This is a genomic window from Paraburkholderia sp. AV2, from assembly GCF_054968425.1.
On the sequence record NZ_JBANLK010000001.1, the window covers coordinates 238,893 to 263,401 of the forward strand.

24 protein-coding genes are annotated in these 24,509 nt (G+C 60.5%); 13 read left to right on the forward strand and 11 right to left on the reverse strand.

Annotation, left to right across the window (positions count from 1 at the left end; all coding sequences use genetic code 11):
* Positions 1–103 precede the first annotated feature (103 nt).
* Positions 104–1,087 (forward strand): helix-turn-helix transcriptional regulator, encoded by a 984-nt coding sequence (locus V8683_RS01185; protein WP_411187820.1) that lies wholly within the window; start codon positions 104–106, stop codon positions 1,085–1,087.
* Here the strand turns inward: V8683_RS01185 and V8683_RS01190 are convergent.
* Positions 1,084–1,326 carry a helix-turn-helix domain-containing protein gene (locus V8683_RS01190; protein ID WP_411187822.1) on the reverse strand — a complete coding sequence of 81 codons (243 nt, stop codon included), beginning with the start codon at positions 1,324–1,326 and terminating at the stop codon, positions 1,084–1,086. The two genes, V8683_RS01185 and V8683_RS01190, sit on opposite strands and share 4 nt — an antisense overlap.
* A 245-nt stretch (positions 1,327–1,571) precedes the next feature.
* Between V8683_RS01190 and V8683_RS01195 the strand changes: the two genes are divergently transcribed.
* The 4 genes from V8683_RS01195 to V8683_RS01210 all read left to right on the forward strand — a co-directional run bounded on the left by V8683_RS01195 (position 1,572) and on the right by V8683_RS01210 (position 5,364).
* Positions 1,572–2,222 carry a hypothetical protein gene (locus V8683_RS01195; protein ID WP_411187824.1) on the forward strand — a complete coding sequence of 217 codons (651 nt, stop codon included), beginning with the start codon at positions 1,572–1,574 and terminating at the stop codon, positions 2,220–2,222.
* Between the two features lie 62 nt (positions 2,223–2,284).
* Complete coding sequence (locus V8683_RS01200; protein WP_411187826.1) at positions 2,285–3,055, forward strand: hypothetical protein; 771 nt, start codon at positions 2,285–2,287, stop codon at positions 3,053–3,055.
* 69 nt (positions 3,056–3,124) lie between these two features.
* Positions 3,125–4,639: an SEL1-like repeat protein gene (locus V8683_RS01205; protein WP_411187828.1), complete on the forward strand. Its 1,515-nt coding sequence runs from the start codon at positions 3,125–3,127 to the stop codon at positions 4,637–4,639.
* Positions 4,640–4,668: 29 nt separating this feature from the next.
* A complete protein-coding gene (locus V8683_RS01210; protein ID WP_411187830.1) occupies positions 4,669–5,364 on the forward strand; it encodes a hypothetical protein in 696 nt (231 codons plus the stop codon).
* A gap of 358 nt (positions 5,365–5,722) precedes the next feature.
* On the opposite strand, the gene V8683_RS01215 is transcribed toward V8683_RS01210, so the two are convergent.
* Complete coding sequence (locus V8683_RS01215; RefSeq protein ID WP_411187831.1) at positions 5,723–5,980, reverse strand: hypothetical protein; 258 nt, start codon at positions 5,978–5,980, stop codon at positions 5,723–5,725.
* A 188-nt stretch (positions 5,981–6,168) separates the two neighbouring features.
* On the reverse strand, positions 6,169–6,363 hold the full coding sequence (locus V8683_RS01220) for a hypothetical protein (RefSeq protein ID WP_411187833.1): 195 nt from the start codon (positions 6,361–6,363) through the stop codon (positions 6,169–6,171).
* A 294-nt stretch (positions 6,364–6,657) separates the two neighbouring features.
* Here V8683_RS01220 and adh point away from each other — a divergent pair, with 294 nt between their 5' ends.
* Positions 6,658–8,178: an aldehyde dehydrogenase gene (gene adh / locus V8683_RS01225; RefSeq protein ID WP_411187835.1), complete on the forward strand. Its 1,521-nt coding sequence runs from the start codon at positions 6,658–6,660 to the stop codon at positions 8,176–8,178.
* Positions 8,179–8,253: 75 nt separating this feature from the next.
* On the forward strand, positions 8,254–8,634 hold the full coding sequence (locus tag V8683_RS01230) for a DUF779 domain-containing protein (RefSeq protein ID WP_411187837.1): 381 nt from the start codon (positions 8,254–8,256) through the stop codon (positions 8,632–8,634).
* A gap of 12 nt (positions 8,635–8,646) precedes the next feature.
* On the opposite strand, the gene eutC is transcribed toward V8683_RS01230, so the two are convergent.
* Positions 8,647–9,441: an ethanolamine ammonia-lyase subunit EutC gene (eutC, locus tag V8683_RS01235; RefSeq protein ID WP_411187839.1), complete on the reverse strand. Its 795-nt coding sequence runs from the start codon at positions 9,439–9,441 to the stop codon at positions 8,647–8,649.
* Positions 9,438–10,844 (reverse strand): ethanolamine ammonia-lyase subunit EutB, encoded by a 1,407-nt coding sequence (locus V8683_RS01240; protein WP_411190466.1) that lies wholly within the window; start codon positions 10,842–10,844, stop codon positions 9,438–9,440. Before V8683_RS01240 ends, eutC begins: the two co-directional genes overlap by 4 nt.
* 157 nt (positions 10,845–11,001) lie before the next feature.
* On the opposite strand from V8683_RS01240, the gene V8683_RS01245 reads away from it, so the two are divergent.
* Positions 11,002–11,481: an AraC family transcriptional regulator gene (locus tag V8683_RS01245; protein WP_411187841.1), complete on the forward strand. Its 480-nt coding sequence runs from the start codon at positions 11,002–11,004 to the stop codon at positions 11,479–11,481.
* A 385-nt stretch (positions 11,482–11,866) separates the two neighbouring features.
* On the opposite strand, the gene V8683_RS01250 is transcribed toward V8683_RS01245, so the two are convergent.
* Genes V8683_RS01250 through V8683_RS01260 form a run of 3 tightly spaced genes read right to left on the reverse strand, consistent with a single transcriptional unit; the run spans position 11,867 to position 14,985 of the window.
* Positions 11,867–13,291, reverse strand: a complete 1,425-nt coding sequence (locus tag V8683_RS01250) for an amino acid permease (protein ID WP_411187843.1) — start codon at positions 13,289–13,291, stop codon at positions 11,867–11,869.
* Between the two features lie 42 nt (positions 13,292–13,333).
* A complete protein-coding gene (locus V8683_RS01255; protein ID WP_411187845.1) occupies positions 13,334–13,723 on the reverse strand; it encodes a RidA family protein in 390 nt (129 codons plus the stop codon).
* A 56-nt stretch (positions 13,724–13,779) separates the two neighbouring features.
* Complete coding sequence (locus V8683_RS01260; protein ID WP_411187847.1) at positions 13,780–14,985, reverse strand: amino acid aminotransferase; 1,206 nt, start codon at positions 14,983–14,985, stop codon at positions 13,780–13,782.
* A gap of 214 nt (positions 14,986–15,199) precedes the next feature.
* Here V8683_RS01260 and V8683_RS01265 point away from each other — a divergent pair, with 214 nt between their 5' ends.
* The gene (locus V8683_RS01265) at positions 15,200–15,673 is read left to right on the forward strand and encodes an Lrp/AsnC family transcriptional regulator (RefSeq protein ID WP_411187849.1); all 474 of its coding nucleotides are present in this window, start codon (positions 15,200–15,202) and stop codon (positions 15,671–15,673) included.
* Between the two features lie 91 nt (positions 15,674–15,764).
* Here V8683_RS01265 and gyrB read toward each other — a convergent pair whose 3' ends face one another.
* The 3 genes from gyrB to dnaA form a co-directional block, all read right to left on the reverse strand.
* The gene (gyrB, locus tag V8683_RS01270; protein WP_411187851.1) at positions 15,765–18,236 is read right to left on the reverse strand and encodes a DNA topoisomerase (ATP-hydrolyzing) subunit B; all 2,472 of its coding nucleotides are present in this window, start codon (positions 18,234–18,236) and stop codon (positions 15,765–15,767) included.
* A 114-nt stretch (positions 18,237–18,350) separates the two neighbouring features.
* Positions 18,351–19,454, reverse strand: a complete 1,104-nt coding sequence (gene dnaN / locus V8683_RS01275) for a DNA polymerase III subunit beta (RefSeq protein ID WP_411187853.1) — start codon at positions 19,452–19,454, stop codon at positions 18,351–18,353.
* 281 nt (positions 19,455–19,735) lie between these two features.
* Entirely contained in the window at positions 19,736–21,337 is a 1,602-nt protein-coding gene (dnaA, locus tag V8683_RS01280; RefSeq protein WP_411187855.1) for a chromosomal replication initiator protein DnaA, read from the reverse strand.
* Positions 21,338–21,743: 406 nt separating this feature from the next.
* Here dnaA and rpmH point away from each other — a divergent pair, with 406 nt between their 5' ends.
* The 4 genes from rpmH to yidC all read left to right on the forward strand — a co-directional run bounded on the left by rpmH (position 21,744) and on the right by yidC (position 24,494).
* Positions 21,744–21,878 (forward strand): 50S ribosomal protein L34, encoded by a 135-nt coding sequence (rpmH, locus tag V8683_RS01285; protein ID WP_026120950.1) that lies wholly within the window; start codon positions 21,744–21,746, stop codon positions 21,876–21,878.
* Positions 21,879–21,952: 74 nt separating this feature from the next.
* Complete coding sequence (gene rnpA, locus V8683_RS01290) at positions 21,953–22,468, forward strand: ribonuclease P protein component (RefSeq protein WP_411187857.1); 516 nt, start codon at positions 21,953–21,955, stop codon at positions 22,466–22,468.
* 88 nt (positions 22,469–22,556) lie between these two features.
* Positions 22,557–22,787 carry a membrane protein insertion efficiency factor YidD gene (gene yidD / locus V8683_RS01295; RefSeq protein WP_027793133.1) on the forward strand — a complete coding sequence of 77 codons (231 nt, stop codon included), beginning with the start codon at positions 22,557–22,559 and terminating at the stop codon, positions 22,785–22,787.
* A 30-nt stretch (positions 22,788–22,817) separates the two neighbouring features.
* Positions 22,818–24,494, forward strand: coding sequence for a membrane protein insertase YidC (gene yidC, locus V8683_RS01300; protein ID WP_411187859.1), 1,677 nt, complete (start codon positions 22,818–22,820; stop codon positions 24,492–24,494).
* The last annotated feature ends 15 nt before the right edge of the window (positions 24,495–24,509 follow it).

A 24,509-nucleotide genomic window follows, 5' to 3' on the forward strand; every position in this document is an offset into this window, starting at 1 on the left:
CCCGGAATGGACAGTTTCGGAGCCGATTCTAGAAACCGCAGCGTCGACAAACACGCCCAAAAATTCGGAACACCTCTCAGAAATTTTGTCCTAGAGCCATTGAATGAGCCGCCCCCAAAAATCAGCGCCTGAAGGCGCCCCTCTGACAGAGAAAGGAAAACGAAAGAAATTTCCGTCGACGGAGAAGAAAAAACTTCGGCCCACTATTCCACCTCATCCTGGGAATATTCTTCGCGACTTAATTGGAGAGAAAAATATTTCCCAGAAAAATCTTGAAACCGTTGCCAGAACATTAGCGACATCAAGAATTGAACTGACTAAACTGATTGATGGGGAAATATCCCTATCAGCTGGCATGGCGTTGAGGTTGAGCCGTGTCTTTGAGGGAAGATCTGCTCATCAGTGGATGAAATTACAGATTGATCGAGATTTTTATTTCTCGGAGATATTTTTAAAGCAACTTACTGAAGGTAGATATATAAATTTCAATTACCTTTTACCCCGAGACTCTCGAAAAGAGAATGGGGAACCAAAAACCGATAAAAAATATCGCGCCGCCATGACTACATTCATGTGCAAGCAGATAGTCGAAAACGCGAATAAATCCAGAAAAGAAGCTGGACAGAAGCGTCTAACAGCGAAGGATTTCGAGATAGCGTTCAACCTCGGAACTGGCGCAAGAGGTGATGAGCACTCGGGCCGCCAATGGAGGCGAATGATAAATTCAGGGCAAGGGGTTGTCGATGAGAAATTTCATCAAATAAAGAACAAAGCCATCGAAATGGGATGGCTAGAACAAACAAGATTTCCAATCACGGAATCAATTCAAAATGATTTCCTCGACGAGGCAGATGGGCTTTATCTTAAAGACCTGCTAATCAAATCAGCAATTCATTTAGGCGAGGTCCATAAAATTACAAAAGGTTCACAAAAACTCCGAATCAACCTAGAATTTTCATTAAACGATGATGCTCGAAATTTTATTCTCGAAATTCTGAAAGAAAACATCGAGACGCTATCCGAATTATTGCCGACCACAGGTGTTGAGATTTTGGATGCGCTGCCGAATATGTGGAGACGCATTTAATCTCGCACCAACTGCTGCCTTAATAAGGAATCAGGGGAAACGCCCAATGCCGCTGCAATGCGCCCAATATTGTAGATGGTGACGTTCTTTTCCCCTCTCTCCAGCATCCCAACATAGGTGCGATGCACCCCCGCCCGCTCAGCCAACGCCTCCTGGGAAAGACCAAGCGCTAGTCGATAGCAGCGCACATTGGCCGCGAACAGACTCACAAGCGGACATTCGGAAGGATGGACGGACATATCGACACTGTCCGTCTCCGCATACTATCATTCTACATACTACGATTAGCATTGCGTGCAGCAACGGCCGCATGGAACATTGCCGAGGCTACTCGCAAGCGGCGCTTAACGATGGTTGGACGCAACAATTCCACGAGCCATGCATTAAGTTCCCGAAAGCTACGTCGTAACACCTTGGAGAGTCTGTTGGATTCTTCGCACGAGTAAAGGAGGCCCATGAACGAAGATCGAGGGGGACGTACCATATGCAAAAAAATCTAGCGGCCTTGTTGATCATCGGATGCATAACTGCATTGGCAGGATGCAGCTCAAGTCCGATCTTGATGCGTGAAGGCAACATCAACGTTCTAGCAACCCATGGTCCTGCCACGCTGCAGCATCTCTGGGGCAGCCCAACTGTGCACGCATCGTCGCTTGATGGTCGTGACAACGAAGCGGACCTGCTGAATCAAACCTTGGCGTCAGAAGGATTCAATGTAGAAATGAACAGGAAGACCCAACTCATTACTATCAGGGAAATTTTTGCGGGCGATCCCAAGCATTACCAAACCACTGATGAGCCGTCGAATCCTATTTCAGGAAAAATGGTTGCCGGCGTAATTGGCAACGCCGCGCTATGTATGTTGCTCAACTCCTGCTCAAATGCTGAATTCCTGAGTAACCAGGTGATGGATGCGGTACAAGATCCCACAAACGAGGCGCCCTACACGACCAAAAGCGATAAGGCTCAACGAAGGCTGAATGCCCAGCTACTCGTCGTAAATGAAGCGTGCACCTTTGCTGGATGCGTCACCGCCTACTCTTCAACGCAAGACCCAGCCGTGACACTCAATGAGCTTCGAGCCGCCAACATCTCGGTCGGCATACCCGTTGCGCTACACGCGAAGTCTCCATAAGAAATAGTACGATTCTTGCCGCACAAAACCCACAAATAAAATCTACGCACGGGGATTTAAACATGCATCAGAATTTCAAGAAATTTGTACTTATTGCCTGCATTACAGCCTTGCTTTCGGCCTGCGGCAAGGGTGTGGACCGAAAACTTAATACTAGCGGCACCGATGACGATTTCAAAGCGTCCCTAAACACCGCGAGTGGAGAAATGAGCGACAAGGACAAACAGGCATACAATTGGGCAGTATCGGATTTAACTATCGCCGACATTCGTCAGCGCTATCCAAACAAAACACTACGGGACATTATCCACGGAGAAGCCAAGCTCGTCAGCGATACGTACCCAACTCAGATTAGTGCGCTGCAAGCAAAGATTCCGCAGTACGACGCCACGCTGCACCAGATTACAAAAATTCAAGCTACAGATACGTCATTCCACCTTGCCAAAGACTTCTTTGGATTACAGCCCAAAGTGGAAACGACTATACACAACAATAGTTCACTCCCTGTCAGCGCTCTAAGTTGGCACGCGAAACTGTATATCAATGGCAACGATACCCCCATTGCCGAAAGCGATTTGTCTGATAGATATGAAAACGGCTTGGCTCCCAACCAAACGGTAAATAGAGAATTTACGGTTGGTTTTGTTTCTGGCGATACGGCATGGACCACTTTGGATATTCAGAATGCCAAAATCACGAAAGTGGTACTAACACCGAACCCCGATAGCGTTGAAGATTTCAGTAATCACGAATATATGGATGGTGCGCCATATAACCAGCTTTCTCGGGATAAAGCCACTTTAGATGCAGCAAAGGAGTACATCTCCTACTAGTGCTTGATCTGCACATTAATGTGTGCCACCAAATTGATTTTGTGTGATCACTCCAATATCTAGTAAATCATGACCCGCACTTCCAAACTTGCTATATCACTAGCTATTCTGGCAGCAATACCTACAATTTCTTTGGCCCAAAGTTCAGCTCCGGAGAAAGGGCTATCGGCCCAAGAATTAAACAAGCAAGGAACAGCGGCGTGGGAGCGAAAAGATTACCAGACTGCACTTCGCGACTTGACGGATGCCGCGACACAAGGTAACGCAGATGCCCAGTACAATCTCGCTATAGTGTATGAAAGTGGTCAAGGTGTTTTGCAAAACCATCCAGAAGCTGTGAACTGGTTCCACAAAGCCGCTGATCAGGGCCACATACTCGCGCAGTTCAATCTCGGTGTGTTGTATTTCGGCGGCCAAGAGGTTCCACAAGATTATCAGACAGCAATAAACTGGTTCAGCAAGGCTGCAAATCAGGGTAACACCGATGCGCAAAACAACTTAGGCACGATGTATTTAAATGGTCAGGGTGTCCCACAAAATTATCAGGCGGCGATGAACTGGTTTCGCAAAGCTGCAAATCTGAATAATGCCAACGCACAAAACAACCTCGGTGAGATGTATCGGGATGGACAAAACGTGCCACAAGACTATCAGGCGGCAGTAGGCTGGTTCCATAAAGCAGCTGATCAAGGATGTGCCGCTGCCCAATTAAATCTCGGCAAGATGTATTACGACGGGCACGGTGTATCGCAAGATCGCCCAATAGCGGCTAGTTGGCTCCGCAAGGCAGCTGACCAAAATGATCCCGATGCCCAATTCCACTTGGGCACTATGTATTTCTATGGCATCGGAATTCCGAAGGATGAACAGACTGCGATAAGTCTTATCCAAAAAGCGGCCGACCAAGACTATGGCTTAGCTCAATTGTCTCTTGGTTCTCTGTACTACAACGGCGAATTCGTTCCACAAAACTATCAGACAGCCGCCACTTGGCTCCGCAAAGCAGCCGACCAGGGATACAGGCTCGCTCAGGTAACCCTCGGCGACATGTATCGCGACGGACATGGTGTGTCGCAGAACTATCAGGCAGCCGCCAATTGGTTTCGCCAAGCTGCCGATCAAAATAGCTCAGATGCGCAATACAGTCTCGGGCTGTTATACGCCAATGGTCAAGGAGTTCCACAAGACTATCAAGCGGCCGCGAGTTGGTATCACAAAGCAGCCGACCAAGACGATGCTTATGCACAAAACAATCTCGGTAGCCTGTACCTCGATGGCCAAGGTGTCCCGCAAAATTATCGGTCGGCATTGGATTGGTTTAGAAAATCTGCTACCCAAGGTAACGCCAAAGCGGAACACAATCTCGGATTGATGTATTACAAAGGCTTCGGGGTCAAGTCTGACAAGGTAATTGCCTATATGCTTTATAACCTTGCATCTGCGGCGGGAGATGACTCGGCAATCCGCGACAGAGATGAGCTGGCTGACAAGTTAGCTGCAAGCCAACTAGAGGAGGGACAAAGATTAGCCGTGACTTGGCAAAAAGGTACGCCCTTTCCGATGCGAAGTCGTACTGGCGGATAAGCCCATCTCATGACGCACACCATAAAAATATGAATGATATATTTTCAAATATCAGAATTGCCCTTTCCATTCTATGGAATTGGTATTTCCTAGCCGCTATCAACTTAATAATTTCAATCGTCTCACTTGGCACCTCTATTGCGAATTCCTTCTCGCAACCATCGATACAATGCAATATAAATAATATCATCGCCGCCGTCGCAGAAGGACAATTCACTGCGCTTTCCACGATGCAGCAGGCGGCTAGTTCTCTTTTTTCATTGGAGCACAACGTCCCTGATTTAACCTCTCCACGGATAGCAATTTTCTTTGGGGCTCTATGGGCACTTCGGTGCATTGCCGATGGAGAGGATAGCGGCCCAAACTTTCTCACCAATCTTTTACTCGGGGCATTGGTTGCTATTGCGATTTTTGTAGACTTCAATACTGGCATCAGAAATAGCCAGGCCCAAGATCGTGCGGGCATGAATATATTCTATCAAGCTTCTGTACTACAGGAATTGAAACCCGATGCCATTCAAGTGGCATCCGAATCATCTTCATCCAGTGAAGATCAACCTATTCAAGCATGCAAAGTCGCGCTTGACATGCTATCGGCCATTCGGCTGCGTTATTGCACAACCGGACCAGAATTTCACGATTGCTTCGTCTCCTCGAAGAGTGATCCTGATCGCAGTGCAGCGATCGAAGCCGAAACACAACGCTGGTTATTTTCTGAAAATTGACCTGATGGGCCATCCACAAGGATGCCGCTCAAGCGGTAACCTCAACCAATCGGCATCCAAGAAACCAAGCGGGACTGGTTGGGGCGTAGCGTCAACGTAGCTACGCATAGCTACAGTCACCCGAATTGCAACTATTTGAGACTACGTTCCAAGCTAGCGAGCGAAACAGGGTGTTGATTTTAAAAGAAATTTCCTTTGAATCCTACCCTCTTAATCCGTAGGTCGAGTGTTCGAGTCACTCACGCCCCACCAAGGATATCAAGCAAAAAGCCCGGTCACCGCGACCGGGCTTTTTGCTTTCCGGGTTCCGCATCAGGCGATGCTGCGCACGCAAAACCAATCAACAGCAACGGCGTGCTCAAGCCAGCGCCCGGACCCGAAACGCCTTCTTTTCAGGCCGCGGCAGCCAGCGGCCACGCGCCTCGAAGCCGTCGAGCTGGCGCAGCAGCATGTCGACCGTGGCAAGCTGGACGTGCGTCAGGTGGTTCTGCTTGAGCAGCGTATAGAGGCGTTTGCGCCAGTATGAGACGCCCATCACCGGCGTTTCGAAGTCGCCAGTCAGTGACGGCGGCATCACATGCGCGATGTGCGCAATTTCCTGTTCGACGAATGTCATGGCTAACCCCGTGTGGCTACTGCGTCGTTTCTTATCGTATGGATCTACTTTAGATCGCCACGGTACGCGCACCAGCTATCAGGTTGAATAGGTAGGGTTGGCCAGCAACTCGAACGTTAGCAATCCTTCAGTCGATCCGGCCGCCAGCCACGACATTGCGCCAGGTTCAGGCAGCCCGGCGGCTGCACTCACAGGAACGGCTTGCCGTCCACCTGCTCGTAGACCACGTTGCCCTCGTCGTCCTCGAATTGTTCGAGGTAATTGCGCGCGCCGCAAAGCGGGCAGCGGAACAGCGGCCCCTGGCCTTCGTTCTTGATAACCACGTCGCTTTGTTCCCAAGGCGTACCGCAAGACTGGTTGCGGCAAACGAACGATTCAGACATACGGCTCCTCCTGACGATAACGGCCGCAAAGCCTACAGCAAACGCGGCCCGAGCGCAGAACTTCCTGACCCCGCTGTTCAGTTTTTGAGCAATGCGCCGCGAGACTGTTCAGCCGCGGCGCGCCCCTTACTCCCACTCGACGGCTCCCCGCGCCATGCACCATCCATCCGGGCGCGCCCGTGCCCGATGCGCCACCGCGTCGCGCGCGTTGGCACGGTTCTGGCGTTAACGCCCCGCGGTAGCGCGGTGCGCCGCGCCCGTCCATATCGATATCGAGAACAGAGGAGCACAACGATGAATCACGCGGAAATGCAGTTCCTGACCACCGGATTCCCGTACAAGAAACAATACGGCAACTTCATCGGCGGCGAGTGGATCGTGCCGCTCGGCGGCGAGTACTTCGATAACGTCTCGCCCATCACCGGCCATCCGTTCACGTCGGTGCCGCGCTCGCGCGAGGCCGATATCGAACTCGCGATCGACGCCGCGCACAAGGCCAAAGCCGCCTGGGGCAAGACCTCGCCCGCCGAACGCGCCAATATCCTGAACCGGATCGCCGACCGCCTCGAACAGAACCTGCAGACGCTGGCCGTCGCCGAGACCATCGACAACGGCAAGCCGCTGCGCGAAACGCTCGCCGCCGATATCCCGCTCGCCATCGACCATTTCCGCTACTTCGCGGGGTGCGTGCGTGCGCAGGAAGGCGGCATCTCCGAGATCGATCACGACACCGTTGCGTATCACTTTCACGAGCCGCTCGGCGTGGTCGGCCAGATCATTCCGTGGAACTTCCCGATCCTGATGGCGACGTGGAAGCTCGCGCCCGCGCTCGCAGCCGGCAACTGCGTCGTGCTCAAGCCCGCGGAGCAGACGCCGGCCTCGATTCTCGTACTGATCGAGCTGATTCAGGACCTGCTGCCCCCCGGCGTTCTGAACGTGGTGAACGGCTTCGGTCTCGAAGCGGGCAAGCCGCTCGCGTCGAACAAGCGGATCGCCAAGATCGCCTTCACGGGCGAGACCACCACAGGCCGGCTCATCATGCAGTACGCGAGCCAGAACATCATTCCGGTCACGCTGGAGCTGGGCGGCAAGAGCCCGAACATTTTCTTCGCCGACGTGCTCGATCACGACGACGGCTACTTCGACAAGGCGCTCGAAGGCTTCGCGATGTTCGCGCTGAATCAGGGCGAGGTGTGCACGTGCCCGTCGCGCGTGCTGATCGACGAAAAGATCTACGACCGCTTCATGGAACGCGCGATCAAGCGCGTCGAGGCGATCGCCCAGGGCCATCCGCTCGACCCGAAAACGATGATCGGCGCGCAGGCCTCGCAGGAGCAACTGGAAAAGATCCTCTCGTACATCGACCTCGGCAAGCAGGAGGGCGCGCAATGCCTGACGGGCGGCGAGCGCAACCGGCTCGCCGGCGAGCTCGGCGACGGTTACTACGTCAAACCCACCGTGTTCCGCGGCCATAACAAGATGCGCATCTTCCAGGAAGAAATCTTCGGGCCGGTCGTTTCCGTAACGACGTTCAAGACCGAAGACGAAGCCCTCGAAATCGCCAACGACACGCTCTACGGCCTCGGTGCGGGCGTCTGGACCCGCGACGGCACGCGCGCCTACCGCTTCGGCCGCGCCATCCAGGCCGGGCGCGTGTGGACCAACTGCTACCACGCCTACCCGGCGCACGCGGCGTTCGGCGGCTACAAGCAGTCGGGCATCGGACGCGAAAACCACAAGATGATGCTCGACCACTATCAGCAGACGAAGAACCTGCTCGTCAGCTACAGCGAAAAGCCGCTCGGCTTCTTCTGATCGGGCCGGCGGGCGGCCGTCCGATGCTGGGCGCGCCGCCCGCCGTCTACCTCCCAGTCCAAGGAGTCAGTCCGTATGGTTGAACGCGTCATTGCCACCCCTGGCGCACTCGCGCTGATCGAAGGGCTTGCGCACGAGCATGGCCCACTGCTCTTTCACCAATCCGGCGGCTGCTGCGACGGCAGCGCGCCGATGTGCTTTCCGGCCGGCGAGTTCATGGTCGGCACGTCGGACGTGCGGCTCGGCGAGATCGGCGGCATGCCGTTCTACATGAGCGCGTCGCAGTTCGAATACTGGGAGCACACGCAGCTCATCATCGACGCCATACCGGGCACCGGCGGCATGTTTTCGCTCGAGCGGCCGACGGGTCTGCGCTTTCTCACACGTTCGCGCTTGTTCGACGACGACGAAAGCGCATGGCTTGCCGCGCATCCGGTCGCGCGGGCAGACGCTTGAAATGCGGCGCACTCAGTCGCGCGGCGCGGACAGCGGCGCGGGCGATTCGGTGCGCGCATCGTCGAGCGCGTCGTCGCTGTCGTCTTTGAGGTTGACGCCCGTGAAGCCTAAAGCACGCGCCCGCGTGAGCAGGTAGTGCAGCTTCGCGGCGGCGGCCGCATAGCCGAGCCCTTCCGGCCGCACGTTCGAGATGCAGTTGCGTTCGGCATCCGTGCGGCCGACACGCGGCGCCGCGGTCAGATAAAGACCCATGCTGTCCGGCGAGCTCAGGCCCGGACGTTCGCCGATCAGCATCACGACGAACGCCGCGCGCAGACTCTCGCCGATCTCGTCGCCCAGCGCGACGCGCGACTGGCGTGCGACCACCAACGGGCCAACGCGCCACCCTTCGAGCTTCGGCAGCAACGCATCGAGCAACGGCAGCGCATGCGTGGCGACGGCACGCGAGGAAAGCCCATCCGCGATCACGAAGACGACGTCGGCGGGTTGCGCTACCGCGCTGCGCAAGGCTGCGAGGCTTGCCGCATCGAGCCGTCGGCCGAGATCCGGACGGCGCAGATAGTGGTCACGATCGGGCGCGGCACTGTGGACGTCGAGCGACGCCAGCCCGCGCTCGTGCAACGCCGCGTGCAGCGCGGGGGCGTCGAGCGGCTGCTGCACCGCGTCGCGCGCCTGCGCGTGCGCGAGCTCGAACGCCAGCAGCGGAGCCGTCGGCAGACCGCTGCCCGCACGGCCCAGCGCAATGCGCGCACGCGTATAGCGGCGCAACGCGTCCCATGGATTCGCCTCGACGGGTCCCCGGCTCATGCGCCCTCCACCCAGTTCGCCGCCTGCGCCAGCAGCGGCGGCTCGGCCGACGCGCCCAGCAGCGTGCCGCGCGCATCGACGATCTGCATCTGCGCGAGCCACGCCTCGAATTCCGGCGCGCGACGCAGCCCGAGCACGTCGCGCAGATAGAGCGCGTCGTGGAACGACGTGCTCTGGTAGTTGAGCATGACGTCGTCGGCGCCAGGCACGCCCATGATGAAGTTCACGCCCGCCACGCCAAGCAGCGTCAGCAGCGTGTCCATGTCGTTCTGATCGGCCTGCGCGTGGTTCGTGTAGCAGATATCGCAGCCCATCGGCACGCCCAGCAGCTTGCCGCAGAAGTGATCTTCCAGCCCCGCGCGGACGATCTGCTTTCCGTCGTAGAGATACTCCGGCCCGATGAAGCCGACCACCGTGTTCACGAGCAGCGGCCGGTAGCGCCGCGCAACGGCGTAGGCGCGCGCCTCGCAGGTCTGCTGATCGACGCCGTGATGCGCGTTTGCCGAGAGCGCGCTGCCCTGGCCGGTCTCGAAGTACATGACGTTGTCGCCGATCGTGCCGCGGCCGAGCGCGAGCGCCGCCTCGTGCGCCTCGTCGAGCAGCGCGAGCGAGATGCCGAACCCCGCGTTCGCCGCTTGCGTGCCGGCGATCGACTGAAACACGAGATCGACGGGCGCGCCCTTTTCGATGGCCGCGAGCGTGCTCGTGACGTGCGTGAGCACGCATGACTGCGTCGGCACGGCATAACGCTCGCGAAAGCCGTCGATCATCTCGAGCAGGCGCACGATGGCGGCGAGATTGTCGGAAGCGGGATTCACGCCGATCACGGCATCGCCGCAGCCGTACATCAGGCCGTCGAGCATCGAAGCGGCAATGCCCCGCACGTCGTCGGTGGGATGGTTGGGCTGCAGGCGCACCGAGAGATGACCCGGCAGACCGATCGTGTTGCGAAAACGCGTGACCACAGGCCGCTTCCTAGCCACCGCGATGAGATCCTGATTGCGCATCAGCTTCGAAACGGCGGCCACCATCTCGGGCGTTAGACCGTCCGCGACCGCCGCGAGTGTCGCGGCCTGCGTGCTGTCCGCCAGCAGCCACTCGCGGAACTCGCCGACCGTGAGATGCGCGATGGGCGCGAAAGCCTGCGCGGAGTGGCTGTCGAGAATGAGGCGTGTGATCTCGTCCGTTTCGTACGGGATCAGCGGCTCGTCCAGGAAGGCGCGCAGCGGCAGATCGGCAAGCGCGAGCCGGGCGGCTACGCGCTCCTCCTCAGTCTCGGCAACGAGGCCCGCGAGCTCGTCGCCAGAGCGCGGCGCGCTGGCCTTTGCCAGCAGCGTGCGCAAACCGTCGAAGCGGTAAACGCGGCTACCCAGGGTCTGGACGTGCGACTGCGCGTGGCTCATCGGGCTCGCTCCTGTGCCGGCGGACGTGTTGCCGCCGGCTTCCACGATAGCGCCAAAAAAACGCAGCGTCACGCCAGCGGACGCCTCGCACACGACAGTGCTATCTTGAATCTCTGACCCGGCGGCCAGTGCCGCCTACCTTCACGGAGGCGCCACCATGCAACAGAGCGACGTCAAGATTGTTACCCTCGAACCGATGGACCTGCTCGCGGTAGGACACGTCGGCCCCTATCCGAAAATCGGCGATGCCTTTTTCACGCTGGCGCAGTGGCTGGGCCAGCGCGGCGTGCCTACGGCGGGCGCGAAGCTGGTCGGCATTTTCTATGACGACCCGGATCGGGTCGAGGCGTCGAAGCTGCGCTCGAAGGCGGCCATACACCTCCCCGACGCATCGAAGGTCACACCCGCTTCGCCGGTGGAGTCCCTGCAGTTGCGCGGCGGCAAGCACGCGGTGCTGCTGCATGAGGGACCGTATGAAGGTTTGAAAGACGCCTGGATGTGGTTCTATGCCGACTGGCTGCCGAAATCGGGCCACGAGGGTGATTTCAATGCGGCTTCGTTCGAGGTGTATTTGAATACGCCCGAAGAGGTCGCGCCCGAGGCGTTGCGCACGGAGCTTTATTTGCCGCTGGCTTAAACGTCAAGGTTGGCGCAGTGCTGCCGGAACGGGCTTCGGTGCGCTCGCTTCAGCAGGGTCTTTAAGGGTTTTCTTGTTTACTTGTATATAAACGTAGTAATAGTTAACAAGATCGCGGGTTTCCTGTGGATAAGCGGGGAAAACCGTTGGGCACTCAATAGCTTGGCTGTTTTATAACTGCGCGCGGCGTGCGTGAACAACGTGCGGCTGCCGCTGACAACTTTTGGCGCCGTGCAAAGCGGCGTGACTTGTCCCCATTCCGTTCACGGACATTCAGCCGGGTTTTCCGGGGGTTATCCGCATGAGGGTGTGGATAGTTTGGGGGCGTATCGTCTCCGCGTCCTGAAGAAACGGGCATCGCAGCCACGATGCCCGCCGACACAGCCTACTTCACATGTTGCTGCAGCATCGGCTGCGGCCGCCGATACCAGACGCCGTACACCACGCTCAGCGCGATCAGGAACGGCACGCCGAAGATCAGCGTCATATGAAACTCGGGCGTGAAGAACGTCGTCACCATCACGGCCAGCATCAGCGCCGCGCCGAGCAGCGTCAGCACCGGGAAGCCACGCATCCGGAACGCGGGCGGCGGCTGGCCGCTCGCGGTCCAGCGGCGCCGGAAGAAGTAGTGCGTCACGAAGATCATCATCCACGTGAACAGCGCGCCGAACATCGACACCGCCATCATGATCGTGAACGACGCATCCGGATACAACACGCTCAGCACGGTCGCCAGCGCAATGCCGAGCGTCGACAATAACAGCGCGCCGAGCGGAATCCCGCGCACGTTCACTTCGCCGAGCACGCGCGGCGCGTGGCCCGCGCGCGACAGGCTGAACATCATCCGCGTCGTGATGTAGAGCTGGCTGTTCATCGCGGAGAGCGCAGCAATCAGGATAACGAAGTTGATCACTCCCGCCGCGGCCGGCAGATGGATCGCCTCCATCACCTTCACGAACGGGCTCTCGTCACGGCCCGCTTCGGTCCACGGCACGATCGCGAGCATCAGCGCGAGCGTGACGAGATAGAACAACACGAGCCGCACGACCGTCGAGCGGAACGCACGCGTGACGGCACGCTGCGGATCCTCGGCCTCGCCGGCCGCGACGGCGATCATCTCGATGCTCAGATAGCTGAAGATCGACACGATCACGGCGACCCACATTCCCCACATGCCCTTCGGAAAGAAGCCGCCGTGCGAGGTGTAATGGTGGAACCCTGCCGCGCCGCCATTCGCCTCGCTGCCGACCAGTTCCGGGTTCACGAACACCACGTACGCGCCGAGCGCGATGAAGGCGATGATCGCGGCGATCTTCACGACCGAGAAGCCGTACTCGACCGAGCCGAACACATCGACGCTGCGCGCGTTGACGAGCACGAGCAGCGACGAGAAGCCGACGATCCAGAGCCAGCCCGGCACCGCCGGGAACCAGTACTTCATGTAGAGCGCGATCGCGGTGACCTCCGTGCCGACCGCCAGCACGATGCACGCCCAGTACGCGTAGCGGACCAGAAAACCCGCCCACGGGCTCACGTAATGCTCGGCATACGCGCCGAACGAGCCGGACGTGGGATGCGCGACCGTCATTTCGGCGAGACAGCCCATCAGCAGCAGCGAGATGAACGCGCCGATCGCGTAGCTCACGAGCACGCTCGGTCCCGCGAAGCCGATGGCGAACCCGGAGCCGAGAAAGAGCCCCGTGCCGATGGCGCCGCCGATTGCGATCATCGTCATCTGCCGCGCGGACAGCGTGCGGCGCAGTCCTTGCTCGCGTGCCGCGATCTGCTGGAATTGTCCTTCTGTTTGCACCGTGTGCTCCTCCGGATTGTTGTTGTGGATATGATTTGCGCGCTACGTGCGTGGCAACGTCGGCACCGCAACATACGCAACCAGCTCGACGCGCATCGCCGGGTGCGCGAAGCCCTGCACGCCGACGCAGGTGCGGTTCGGATAGGGCTCGCGGAAATGGCGCCGGTATTCGGCGTCAAATTCTGCCATGTCCTTCACGTCGGATAGATAGACGAGCACCTGCGCGACGTTATCCATCGTCGCGCCGCCCGCCGCGACCGCTTTGGCGAGATTCGACAGCGTGAGACGCGCCTGCCCGGTCATCGTGTCCCCAACGATCGCACCGGACGCGTCGACCGGGCCGTGCCCGGTGAACATCAGGCCCGCAGCATGCGTGGCCCACGAGAACGGCTGGTCGAGCCTGGGCAGATCGACGGGAATGAGTTCGGCCATCGTGGTTTTCCGTTTCGCCTGGTTTAGTTTCGGTTGAGGTTGAATTCCGGTGCCGCTCAATGACGCGTATTACCCAGCACCGTCGCGATCGACGCGGCAACGTGATCGACGTTCGCATCGTTCAGCCCCGCGATGCACATCCGGCCCGAGCGCAACAGATACACGCCATGCGTGGTCCGCAGCCGGTCGACGTCGGCCGCGCCGATGCCGGTGTAGCTGAACATCCCGCGCTGCGTAACGAGCGCGTCGAATCCGCCGCCCGGCAGTTGCGCGTCGAGCCGCGTTTTCAGCGCACCGCGCATCCGCTTGATCCGCTCGCGCACGCCTGCGACCTCGTTCTCCCACTTCGCGCACAACGTGTCGTCGCCAAGCACGGTCGCGACGAGTTGCGCGCCGAACAGGGCCGGGCTCGAATACATGCGGCGCACGCCGGCCTGAAGCTGGCTCAGCACGGTCACCGCTTCGCGCTCGTTCGCGCAGACGATCGACAGCCCGCCGACACGCTCGCCGTACAGCGAGAAGTTCTTCGAGAACGAATTGCTGACGATCATCGGCAACCCGGCGTCGGTCATGGCGCGGATAGCCCACGCGTCGTCCTCGAGGCCGTCGCCGAAACCCTGGTAGGCCATGTCGAGGAACGGAATTAGCCCGCGCCGCGTGAACACGTCGATCACGTCGCGCCACGTGTCGCGGCTCAGATCGATACCGGTGGGGTTGTGGCAGCACGGTTGCAACAGCACGACGCTGCGCGCGGGCAGCGCTTCGAACGTGGCGAGCATCGCGTCCACGCGCACGCCGTTCGACTGCGCGTCGTAGTACGGATACGTGTGCACGTCGAGGCCGGCCGCGCTGAAGATCACGCGATGGTTGTCCCAGGTCGGATCGCTGATCCACACCGCGCTGTCCGGGAAATAACGCTTGATGAACTCCGCGCCGAGCCGGATCGCGCCCGATCCGCCGAGCGTTTGCAGCGTCGCGATGCGCGCTTCGGCAAGTGCCGCGCAGTCCGCGCCGAACACGAGGCGCTGCACGCCCTGCCGGTACGCGGCGAGCCCTTCCATCGGCAGATACGTATGCGGCGCGCGGGCTTCGCGCAGGCGCTCAGCCGCCATGCGCGTGCTGTCGAGCACCGGAATGCGGCCTGCGTCGTCGTAATAGAGGCCGATGCTGAGGTTCACCTTGTGCTGATGCGCGTCGCGCTGGAAGTCCTGGAACAGCGACAGGATAGGATCGCCCGGATAGGCGGGAATGTGGTCGTACATGACTGTCTCGCGATGGGAAAGAGGGGGACGGCCGGGCGGTGCTGCCCACAGGGCGAATGTCGCGCCGCTTTCGCCGGCGCGGGCTCGCTCGGCCATCGTTTGGATCGCATCTTATCGAGGATGAAATAGAATGAGCTTCGTATTTCGCGCACAGAATCCGCTATTCACGGTAGAGTTTGCGAATATTTCGATGCTGACATAAGGAATCTTCGACATGAACCTCGACCGGACCGATATGCGGATCCTGCGGCAACTCGAACAGGACGGACGCATCAGCAACCAGGATCTGGCGAACGCCGTCGCGCTATCGCCTTCCGCGTGCCTGCGGCGCGTGAAGCTGCTGGAGGAGCGCGGCGTGATCGAGGGCTACCGCTGCGCGATTTCAGCAAAGAACGTGGGCGTGGCGTTCGAAGCGCTCGTGCATGTGTCGATGCGGCCCGATGTGCCGGAGTGGCACGACCGGTTCGTTGAGGCGATTCAGGAGTGGCCGGAGGTGGTCTCGGCGCAAATCATTACCGGCGCGTCGAATTATGTGCTTGTTGTGCGGGCGCGGGATCTGGATCACTACTCCGATTTTGTGATCAACAAGCTGCATCGGGCGAGCGGGGTGTTGTCGATCAATTCGAGTATTGTGCTGTCGACGTTGAAGCGGGAGGGGTCGATTCTTGAGCTGGTGGAGGCGGGGTGAGTGGGTGGGGAAATTAAAACGGGCCCATAAGTTGAAAAACTTATGGGCCCGTTTTTCGGAGGTTATGCGGCCTATCTACAAACCCGACACCTCAAACATCAATATTCCCCGCCCGCAGCGCATTGCTCTCAATAAACGCCCGACGAGGCTCCACCTCATCCCCCATCAGCGTCGTAAAGATCCCATCGGCCGCAATCGCATCCTCGATCTGCACACGCAGCAAACGCCGCACGGCCGGATCCATGGTCGTTTCCCAAAGTTGCCCGGGATTCATCTCGCCCAAGCCTTTATAACGCTGCTTGGATACATTCCGTTCGGCATCCGAAATCAGCCACTTCATCGCGCTCTTGAAGTCGCTCACAGCCATGCTGCGCTCGCCACGCTTGATAACGGCACCCTCGCCAATCAGCCCCTTGAACGTATTCGCCGTGTTCACCAGTTGCTGATAATCGGCCGTGAGCTGGAACTCCTCGTCGATCACCGAGACCTTTACGTTGCCATGATGGCGCCGCTCCACGCGCAGCGAACGCAGTTCGCGCACCGGGTCGTACTGCGGCACCACCGTCACCTCGGGCTTCAAAGGATCGTCGCGCAGTTGCGCTTCCATCGCGCGGGCCGAGGCCTCGGTCGAAGCTTCGTTCGAGAGATCGATCGAGACGCCGTCCATGATCGCTTCAAGCGCGCGCTCGTCATACAGACGGCTCAACCGGTCCACCACGCCGCGCGCAAGCTGATACGAGCGCGCCAACTCGCCCAACGCGTCGCCGGCGATCGGCGTCGCGCCTTCGTTCGGCACGAGTTCCGAGCCCTGTAGCGCGAGCCGCAGCATGTGCGCGTTGAGGTCGGCGTCGTCCTTCAGATAGCGCTCGTCCTTGCCCGCCTTGAGCTTGTAGAGCGGCGGCTGCGCGATGTACACGTAGCCGCGCTCGATCATCTCCGGCATCTGCCGGTAGAAGAACGTGAGCAGCAGCGTGCGGATGTGCGCGCCGTCCACGTCCGCGTCGGTCATGATGATGATGCGGTGATAGCGCAGCTTTTCGAGGTTGTAGTCGTCCTTGCCGATGCCGCAGCCGAGCGCAGTAATCAGCGTAACGATCTGCTCCGAGGAAAGCAGCTTGTCGTAACGCGCCTTTTCGACGTTGAGCACCTTGCCGCGCAGCGGCAGGATTGCCTGGAACTTGCGGTCGCGGCCCTGCTTGGCCGAGCCGCCTGCCGAGTCGCCCTCGACGATGTAGATTTCCGATTTCGCCGGATCCTTCTCCTGGCAGTCCGCCAGCTTGCCGGGCAGGCCCACGCCGTCCAGCACGCCCTTGCGGCGCGTCATCTCGCGCGCCTTGCGCGCGGCGTCGCGCGCCCGCGCGGCGTCGACGATCTTGCCGCAGATGATCTTCGCGTCGCTCGGCGTTTCCAGCAGGAACTCTTCGAGCGCCTTCGCGACGAGCTCTTCCACCGGCGCGCGCACTTCCGAAGAAACCAGCTTGTCCTTCGTCTGCGAGCTGAACTTGGGCTCCGGCACCTTCACGGAGAGCACGCACGAAAGCCCTTCGCGCATGTCGTCGCCCGAGGTTTCGACCTTGGCCTTCCTGGCGATCTCGTTGTCGGCGATGTACTTGTTGATCACGCGCGTCATCGCCGCGCGAAGGCCGGTCAAGTGCGTGCCGCCGTCGCGCTGCGGGATGTTGTTCGTGAAGCAGAGCACGCTTTCGTTGTAGCTGTCGTTCCACTGCATCGCCACTTCCACGCCCACGTTGTCCTTCTCGGCCTGCACGTAGAAGATCGTGGGGTGCAGCACGCTCTTTTGCTTGTTGATGTACTCGACAAAGCCTTTCACGCCGCCGCCGAACGCGAAATCGTCTTCCTTGCCGGTGCGCTGGTCGGTGAGGCGAATACGCACGCCGTTGTTCAGGAAGGAGAGCTCGCGAATGCGCTTCGCGAGAATGTCGTAGTGGTACTCCACGCTGCCGAAAATCGTTTCGTCAGCCATGAAGTGCACTTCGGTGCCGCGCTGCTCGGTGTCGCCCAGCAGTTGCATCGGCGAGACCTGCACGTCGTTCCGCGCTTCGAGCACGCGGTTCTGCGGCACGCCGCGGTGGAATTCCATGAAGCGCTTCTTGCCGTCGCGGCGCACCGTGAGGCGCAGCCAGGACGAGAGCGCGTTTACGCACGACACGCCCACGCCGTGCAGGCCGCCCGAGACCTTGTAGCTGTTCTGGTCGAACTTGCCGCCCGCGTGCAGCTCGGTCATCACGATTTCGGCGGCGCTGCGCTTCGGATCGTGCTTGTCGTCCATCTTCACGTCCGTGGGAATGCCGCGGCCGTTGTCGGTGACGGAGATCGAGTTGTCCGCGTGAATGATCACGTGGATGTCGTCGCAATAGCCCGCGAGCGCTTCGTCGATGGAGTTGTCGAGCACCTCGAAGACGAGGTGATGCAGACCGGTGCCGTCCGATGTGTCGCCGATATACATCCCGGGCCGCTTGCGCACCGCCTCCAGACCTTCGAGGATCTGGATCGACGAGGCGCCGTAGCTGTTGTCGGGTTGCGAGTTGTTCGTATCAGTCATGGATTTTTTCCGGTTCTGCTGTACTGCCAGCGTTACTGCTCGGTGCTTTTCGAAAAGCCATAAAAACGCCAAAGGGGCGCTGCGCCCCCTGGAGTTCTTCTTCTGTCGCGCTTTTTAAATGCGCATCGGCATCACCACGTACTTGAATTCCTCGTTCTCGGGAATCGTGATGAGCGCGCTGGAACTGGCGTCGCCCAGGCTCACTTCCAGCATGTCGATCTTCAGGTTCGCGAGTACGTCGAGCAGGTACGTGACGTTGAACCCGATGTCGATGGTGTCGCCCTGGTAGGCGATTTCCAGTTCTTCCTGGGCCTCTTCCTGATCCGCGTTCGTCGACATGATCTTGAGCTGGCCCGGCTCGATGATGCAGCGCACGCCCTTGAACTTGTCGGACGTGAGAATCGCGGCGCGTTGCAGCGAGCGCTGCAGCTCTTCGCGGCCGATCAGGAACGTGTTCTTGTGCGCCTTCGGGATCACACGCTGGAAGTCGGGGAACTTGCCTTCCACGAGCTTCGAGACGAGCTCGACCTGGCCGAAGGTGAATTTCACCTGGGTCGAGCCGATGTCGATCTTCAGCACGTCGTCGATGTCTTCCAGCAGACGCTGGAGTTCGAGAATCGTCTTGCGCGGGATGATGACTTCCTGGCGCGGGAACGAGCCTTCGATCTTCATCGACGAGAACGCGAGGCGGTGGCCGTCGGTGGCGACGGCCATGAGCTGGTCGCCGTCCACGACGAGCAGCATGCCGTTCAGGTAGTAGCGGATGTCCTGCTGGGCCATGGCGAAGTACACCATGCCGAGCAGTTGCCGGAAGGTCTTCTGCGGAACCGCGAGGTTCGCGCCGAAGTCCTTGGCCTGGGCGACCGTGGGGAACTCGTCCGCGGCCAGGGTCTGAAGTGCAAAGCGGCTCTTGCCCGACTGCACGGTGAGGCGCTTGTCGGCCAGCGAGAGCGTGACCTGGCCGTCGGGCATCGCCCGCAGGATGTCGAGCAGCTTGCGCGCGGCGACGGTCGTGGCCACCTGGTCGTTGCCCACGCCGAAGTCGGCGTGCGTGGTGATCTGCAGCTCGAGATCCGTCGAGAGGAACGAGACGTCGGAACCGTTCTTGGTGATCAGCAGATTGGCGAGGATCGGCAACGTGTGACGGCGTTCGACAATGCCACTCACCGTTTGCAGCGGCCTGAGGAGGTTATCGCGTTCGGTCTTGACCAGTTGCATAGAGTTCCTTCGTTGATGTGACGGCCTGCGCACCCCGTCCCGAAACCGCTTCGGCACCCGCTGTTGCGTACCCCGTTGCGTCATTCCGGGCAGCCGCCCATGGCACTGGCCGCGTCGTGAAATCCGCCCGGGAACGCCGGACGGTTAAACCCATATTGTGCCTGAAAACGGTCCACTTCCCTAAATTGGGGCTGATCCGCGAAAAAAACAGGCGGGGCCGCCGAGGCCGCCGCGCAGGCCGGGACCGGGGTCCGGGCCGCAACAGGTGGCCCGTTCGCCCCTTAGCCCTTGAGCGTCTGCTCGAGCACGTGCAGTTCGTGGTTGAGCTGGGCGTCCTTGCCGCGCTCGTCCGCGATCTTGCGCACCGCGTGCAGCACCGTGGTGTGGTCACGCCCGCCGAACAGCTCGCCGATTTCCGGCAGGCTCTTCTGCGTGAGTTCCTTCGCGAGGTACATCGCAATCTGGCGCGGCCGCGCGATGTTCGCGGGACGCTTCTTCGAATACATGTCGGCGACCTTGATGCTGTAGAAGTCGGCGACGGTCTTCTGGATGTTCTCGACCGAAATCTGGCGGTTCTGCACCGTCAGCAGATCCTTGAGCGCTTCCTTGGTCAGCTCGATCGAAATCTCGCGGCCATGGAATTTCGAGTACGCGAGGATCTTGCGCAGCGCGCCTTCCAGCTCGCGCACATTCGAGCGCAGATGCTTGGCGACGAAGAACGCCACGTCTTCGTTCAGGCTGACGAATTCGGACTGCGCCTTGCGCATCAGGATCGCGACGCGCATTTCCAGTTCGGGCGGCTCGATCGCCACCGTCAGGCCCGAGTCGAAGCGCGAGATCAGGCGGTCGTCGATGCCCGAGATTTCCTTCGGGTACGTGTCGCTCGTGATGATGACCTGCGCCTTGTTGGCGACGAGGGCCTCGAACGCGTAGAAGAACTCTTCCTGCGTGCGCGACTTGCCCGAGAAGAACTGGATATCGTCGATCAGCAGCAGGTCGAGCGAGTGGTAGTAGCGCTTGAAGTCGTCGAACGCCTTGCGCTGGTAGGCCTTCACCACGTCCGAAACGTATTGCTCCGCGTGGATGTAGCGGATGCGCGCGCCCGGCTTGTCGAGCAGGAGCTGGTTGCCGATCGCATGGATCAGGTGGGTCTTGCCGAGGCCCACGCCACCGTAGAGGAACAGCGGGTTGTACGAGATGCCGGGGTTGTCGGCCACCTGGATCGCGGCCGCGCGGGCGAGCTGGTTCGCCTTGCCGGTGACGAAGTTGTCGAACGTGAGCACCGGGTTCAGCTTCGAGCGCTCGTAGGTCGGATCGGCCTCGTTGCTCGATGCGGCGGCGGCCGCGCCCTGGCCCGGGCGCCACGTGCGGCGGCCGGCGGCGGCTTCGTTGGCGTCGAGGCTCGGAAGGTCGAGGTCGGCGTCGCTGGCGTCTGCCGCAGCGGCGTGGACGGTTTGGGCCGACGGTGCGGCGGTGGCTGCCTGTTGCTGCGCCATGCCTGCATGGGCCGAAAGGCTAGCGGCAAAGCCCGCGGACAGATTCGCGCCCGGTGTAACGGCGGCTACGGGTTCGGCAGCGCCTGGCGCGCCTGTGAGGGGCGCCCGCGGCACGGCGGCGGCCGGCGCGCGCATGCCGGCCTTCGGATCGAGGACGAACTGGACGTCGACCGGAGCCTGCCAGAAATCGCGGGCCAGATCGGAGATCCGTCCCGAAAACTGGCTCTTGACCCAGTCGAGCTTGAAACGGTTGGGAGCGGCGATCTGCAGCGTGTTCGCAGCAGCGTCGAAGGCAACCGGGGCCAACGGTTTAATCCACGTCACGTACTGCTGGGGCGTCAGCTCGCGCTCCAGTAGTGCGGAACAGTGTTGCCAGAATTCGTTCATCGAGTTGCTGTGTTCGTTTTGTCTGCACGCGTTGCCGCCGCGCCGCTCTTGCTGCACCAGAAACTGGCGCGGCGAGGCCCTGAGGGCCGACGACAAATGCTCCGGACGCCCGCGCGGCAAGGGTTTTGCGGCTGGCAGGCGGGCCGGAGAGGCATGCAGGATTCTTGGGATAGGCGAGATTCTAACGCCGAAACTGCCTGACCAGGAAGTTATCCACAGGGACGGATCATCGCAAGGAGCGGTGCTCCGCAGAGCGGCGTGCGTCCGCCCCGATGCCCTAACCTATTGACGGCTAACAAAAATCAGGCTTAAATAGCGGGTTCCGCGAAAACCAATCCCTAGTACCACCGGCCATTGCCTTTTTCCGCGATGCTCGCCGCGGTCAAACTCAACAAGTGAGAGCAACATGAAACGTACTTTCCAACCCTCCGTTACCCGTCGCAAGCGTACCCACGGTTTCCGCGTGCGCATGAAGACCGCCGGTGGCCGCAAAGTGATCAACGCACGCCGTGCGAAGGGTCGCAAGCGTCTCGCCGTCTAAGTTGCGCAGGCTCGCCGTCGGCGAACCCACCCGCAGCGCCGCGCGCGCTCGCAGCGAAAGCAGGCATGGCGGACATGGCAGACGATAAGTTTCTCCTTTCGTCGCCGGTGCCGGCCGCTTTCCCGAAAGCCGCAAGGCTACTGAAAACGGATGAGTTCTCATCCGTTTTTCGTTTGCGCCCGTGGCGCCGCTCGGCACACTTCGTCGTGTACGGCCGGCCGACAAGCGGCGCGGCGCGGCTCGGACTCGTGATCGGCAAGAAGTACGCGCCGCGCGCGGTCACGCGCAACCTCGTGCGCCGCATCGCACGCGAGGCGTTCCGGGTGCGGCGCGCGCAGTTCGAAGGCTTCGACCTGTTGCTGCGCCTGCATACGAAGTTCGATCGCAAGGCGTTGCCGGGCGCGTCGTCGTCGCCGCTCAAGGCGCTGTGCCGCGACGAGATCGAGATGCTGCTCGGCAAGGCGGCGCGCGAAGTCGCACGCCGCGGCGCCGTGCCGCAGGCAGAGGCGCCGCAAGCCGCGCAGGCAGCAACGGCGCCGGCGGAGAACGCCGGCATGCCGCCGCTTCCCGGCACGCCGGCCGCATCATGAGTGGCGCACGCGAGCCCGGTCATCCGCCGCGCCCGCGCGCGCGGCAAGACGTTCGTCCTTCGGAGCGGCGCAGTCCGGCCGCCACGCCATGCAAACGGTACTGATCGCACTACTGCGTTTCTACAAGCTGGCCGTGAGTCCCCTGCTCGGCAGCCGATGCCGTTTTTATCCTTCCTGTTCGGATTACGCACGCGAGGCAATCCAGTATCATGGCGCCGCGCGCGGGACTTACCTCGCCGCGCGGCGGCTGTGCCGCTGCCACCCGTTTAGCGCGGGCGGCTTCGATCCGGTTCCGCCCGTTACCCCGAACAAGCGCTGATGCGCCATTCCATCGACACTGAGACCACGCATGGATATCAAACGCACCGTCCTATGGGTCATCTTCTTCGTGTCAGCGGTCATGCTGTACGACAACTGGCAACGCGACCATGGACGCCCGTCGATGTTCTTCCCGAGCGCGACGCAAACCCAGGGCGCCGCCAGCGCGACGCCTGAGGCCGGTACCACGGGCGCTTCGGGCGCCGCTTCCGACCTGCCGGCCGCCGCCGCGGGCCAGGCGCCGGCGGGCACGTCCCAGCCGGCCGAAGCCGCCGCGCAGCTCGTGCACTTCCACACCGATGTCTACGACGGCGAGATCGACACGCGCGGCGGCACGCTCGTGAAGCTCTCGCTCGTGCAGGAAAGCGACGGCAACAAGCCCGACCAGTACGTGACGCTCTTCGACCACACGAAGGACCACACGTACCTCGCGCGCACGGGGCTCCTGGGCGGCGACTTCCCGAACCACACCGACGTGTTCACGCCAGCGGCCGGCCCCCGCGACCTGACGGGCGACGCCAGCTCGCTCCAGATCAGCCTCGACTCGCCTGACAAGGGCGGCGTGAAGGTCACGAAGACCTACACGTTCACGAAGGGCAGCTACGTGATCGGCGTGGATACGAAGGTGCAGAACGTCGGCAGCACGCCGGTCTCGCCCACGCTCTACATGGAGCTCGTGCGCGACAGCCAGCCGGTGGAAACGCCGCGCTTCTCGCACACCTTCATCGGGCCGGCGGTGTACTCGAACGAGCACCACTTCCAGAAGATCACCTTTGGCGACATCGACAAGAACAAGGCTGACTACGTAAGCCAGGCCGACAATGGCTGGGTCGCGATGGTGCAGCACTACTTCGCGACCGCGTGGATTCCGCAACAGGGCGCGAAGCGCGACATCTACGTCGAGAAGTTCGACAACGACCTCTACCGCGTCGGTGTCAAGCAGCCGCTCGGCACGATCGCGCCGGGCGCGACCGACAACGTGCAGGCGCGCCTCTTCGCCGGTCCGGAAGAAGAGCGCATGCTCGAAGGCGTCGCGCCGGGTCTCGAACTCGTGAAGGACTACGGCTGGGTCACGATCATCGCCAAGCCGCTCTTCTGGCTGCTCGAAAAAATCCACAGCTTCGTGGGCAACTGGGGCTGGGCGATCGTGCTGCTCACGCTGCTCATCAAGGCGGTGTTCTTCCCGCTTTCGGCGGCCAGCTACAAGTCGATGGCGCGCATGAAGGAAATCACGCCGCGCATGCAGGCGCTGCGCGAGCGCTTCAAGAGCGACCCGCAGAAGATGAACGCGGCGCTCATGGAGCTCTACAAGACCGAGAAGGTGAACCCGTTCGGCGGCTGCCTGCCGGTGGTGATCCAGATTCCGGTGTTCATCTCGCTGTACTGGGTGCTGCTCTCCTCAGTGGAAATGCGCGGCGCGCCGTGGATTCTCTGGATCCACGACCTCTCGCAACAGGATCCGTTCTTCATCCTGCCGGTGCTGATGGCCGTCTCGATGTTCGTGCAGACACGCCTGAACCCGACGCCGCCGGACCCCGTCCAGGCCAAGATGATGATGTTCATGCCGCTCGCGTTCTCGGCCATGTTCTTCTTCTTCCCGGCTGGCCTCGTGCTGTACTACGTCGTCAACAACGTGCTCTCGATTGCGCAGCAGTACTACATCACGCGCATGATGGGCAAGGGCCGGAGCCAGGCCAAGACCAGTTGAGGCAGCATGCGCGGA

Excerpts from the sequence above, each read along its gene's own strand:
- V8683_RS01220 (WP_411187833.1), bottom strand. The coding sequence starts at position 6,363 with ATGTCTGAATCGTTCGTTTGCCGCAACCAGTCTTGCGGTACGCCTTGG.
- dnaN (WP_411187853.1), bottom strand. The coding sequence starts at position 19,454 with ATGCAACTGGTCAAGACCGAACGCGATAACCTCCTCAGGCCGCTGCAA.
- V8683_RS01260 (WP_411187847.1), bottom strand. The coding sequence starts at position 14,985 with ATGTACGACCACATTCCCGCCTATCCGGGCGATCCTATCCTGTCGCTG.
- V8683_RS01185 (WP_411187820.1), top strand. The coding sequence starts at position 104 with ATGAGCCGCCCCCAAAAATCAGCGCCTGAAGGCGCCCCTCTGACAGAG.
- V8683_RS01215 (WP_411187831.1), bottom strand. The coding sequence starts at position 5,980 with ATGACATTCGTCGAACAGGAAATTGCGCACATCGCGCATGTGATGCCG.
- eutC (WP_411187839.1), bottom strand. The coding sequence starts at position 9,441 with ATGAGCCGGGGACCCGTCGAGGCGAATCCATGGGACGCGTTGCGCCGC.
- V8683_RS01230 (WP_411187837.1), top strand. The coding sequence starts at position 8,254 with ATGGTTGAACGCGTCATTGCCACCCCTGGCGCACTCGCGCTGATCGAA.
- V8683_RS01195 (WP_411187824.1), top strand. The coding sequence starts at position 1,572 with ATGCAAAAAAATCTAGCGGCCTTGTTGATCATCGGATGCATAACTGCA.
- V8683_RS01210 (WP_411187830.1), top strand. The coding sequence starts at position 4,669 with ATGAATGATATATTTTCAAATATCAGAATTGCCCTTTCCATTCTATGG.
- dnaA (WP_411187855.1), bottom strand. The coding sequence starts at position 21,337 with ATGAACGAATTCTGGCAACACTGTTCCGCACTACTGGAGCGCGAGCTG.
- gyrB (WP_411187851.1), bottom strand. The coding sequence starts at position 18,236 with ATGACTGATACGAACAACTCGCAACCCGACAACAGCTACGGCGCCTCG.
- V8683_RS01200 (WP_411187826.1), top strand. The coding sequence starts at position 2,285 with ATGCATCAGAATTTCAAGAAATTTGTACTTATTGCCTGCATTACAGCC.
- adh (WP_411187835.1), top strand. The coding sequence starts at position 6,658 with ATGAATCACGCGGAAATGCAGTTCCTGACCACCGGATTCCCGTACAAG.
- rnpA (WP_411187857.1), top strand. The coding sequence starts at position 21,953 with ATGGCAGACGATAAGTTTCTCCTTTCGTCGCCGGTGCCGGCCGCTTTC.
- V8683_RS01265 (WP_411187849.1), top strand. The coding sequence starts at position 15,200 with ATGAACCTCGACCGGACCGATATGCGGATCCTGCGGCAACTCGAACAG.
- V8683_RS01240 (WP_411190466.1), bottom strand. The coding sequence starts at position 10,844 with ATGAGCCACGCGCAGTCGCACGTCCAGACCCTGGGTAGCCGCGTTTAC.
- V8683_RS01255 (WP_411187845.1), bottom strand. The coding sequence starts at position 13,723 with ATGGCCGAACTCATTCCCGTCGATCTGCCCAGGCTCGACCAGCCGTTC.
- yidD (WP_027793133.1), top strand. The coding sequence starts at position 22,557 with ATGCAAACGGTACTGATCGCACTACTGCGTTTCTACAAGCTGGCCGTG.
- yidC (WP_411187859.1), top strand. The coding sequence starts at position 22,818 with ATGGATATCAAACGCACCGTCCTATGGGTCATCTTCTTCGTGTCAGCG.
- V8683_RS01245 (WP_411187841.1), top strand. The coding sequence starts at position 11,002 with ATGCAACAGAGCGACGTCAAGATTGTTACCCTCGAACCGATGGACCTG.
- V8683_RS01205 (WP_411187828.1), top strand. The coding sequence starts at position 3,125 with ATGACCCGCACTTCCAAACTTGCTATATCACTAGCTATTCTGGCAGCA.
- rpmH (WP_026120950.1), top strand. The coding sequence starts at position 21,744 with ATGAAACGTACTTTCCAACCCTCCGTTACCCGTCGCAAGCGTACCCAC.
- V8683_RS01190 (WP_411187822.1), bottom strand. The coding sequence starts at position 1,326 with ATGTCCGTCCATCCTTCCGAATGTCCGCTTGTGAGTCTGTTCGCGGCC.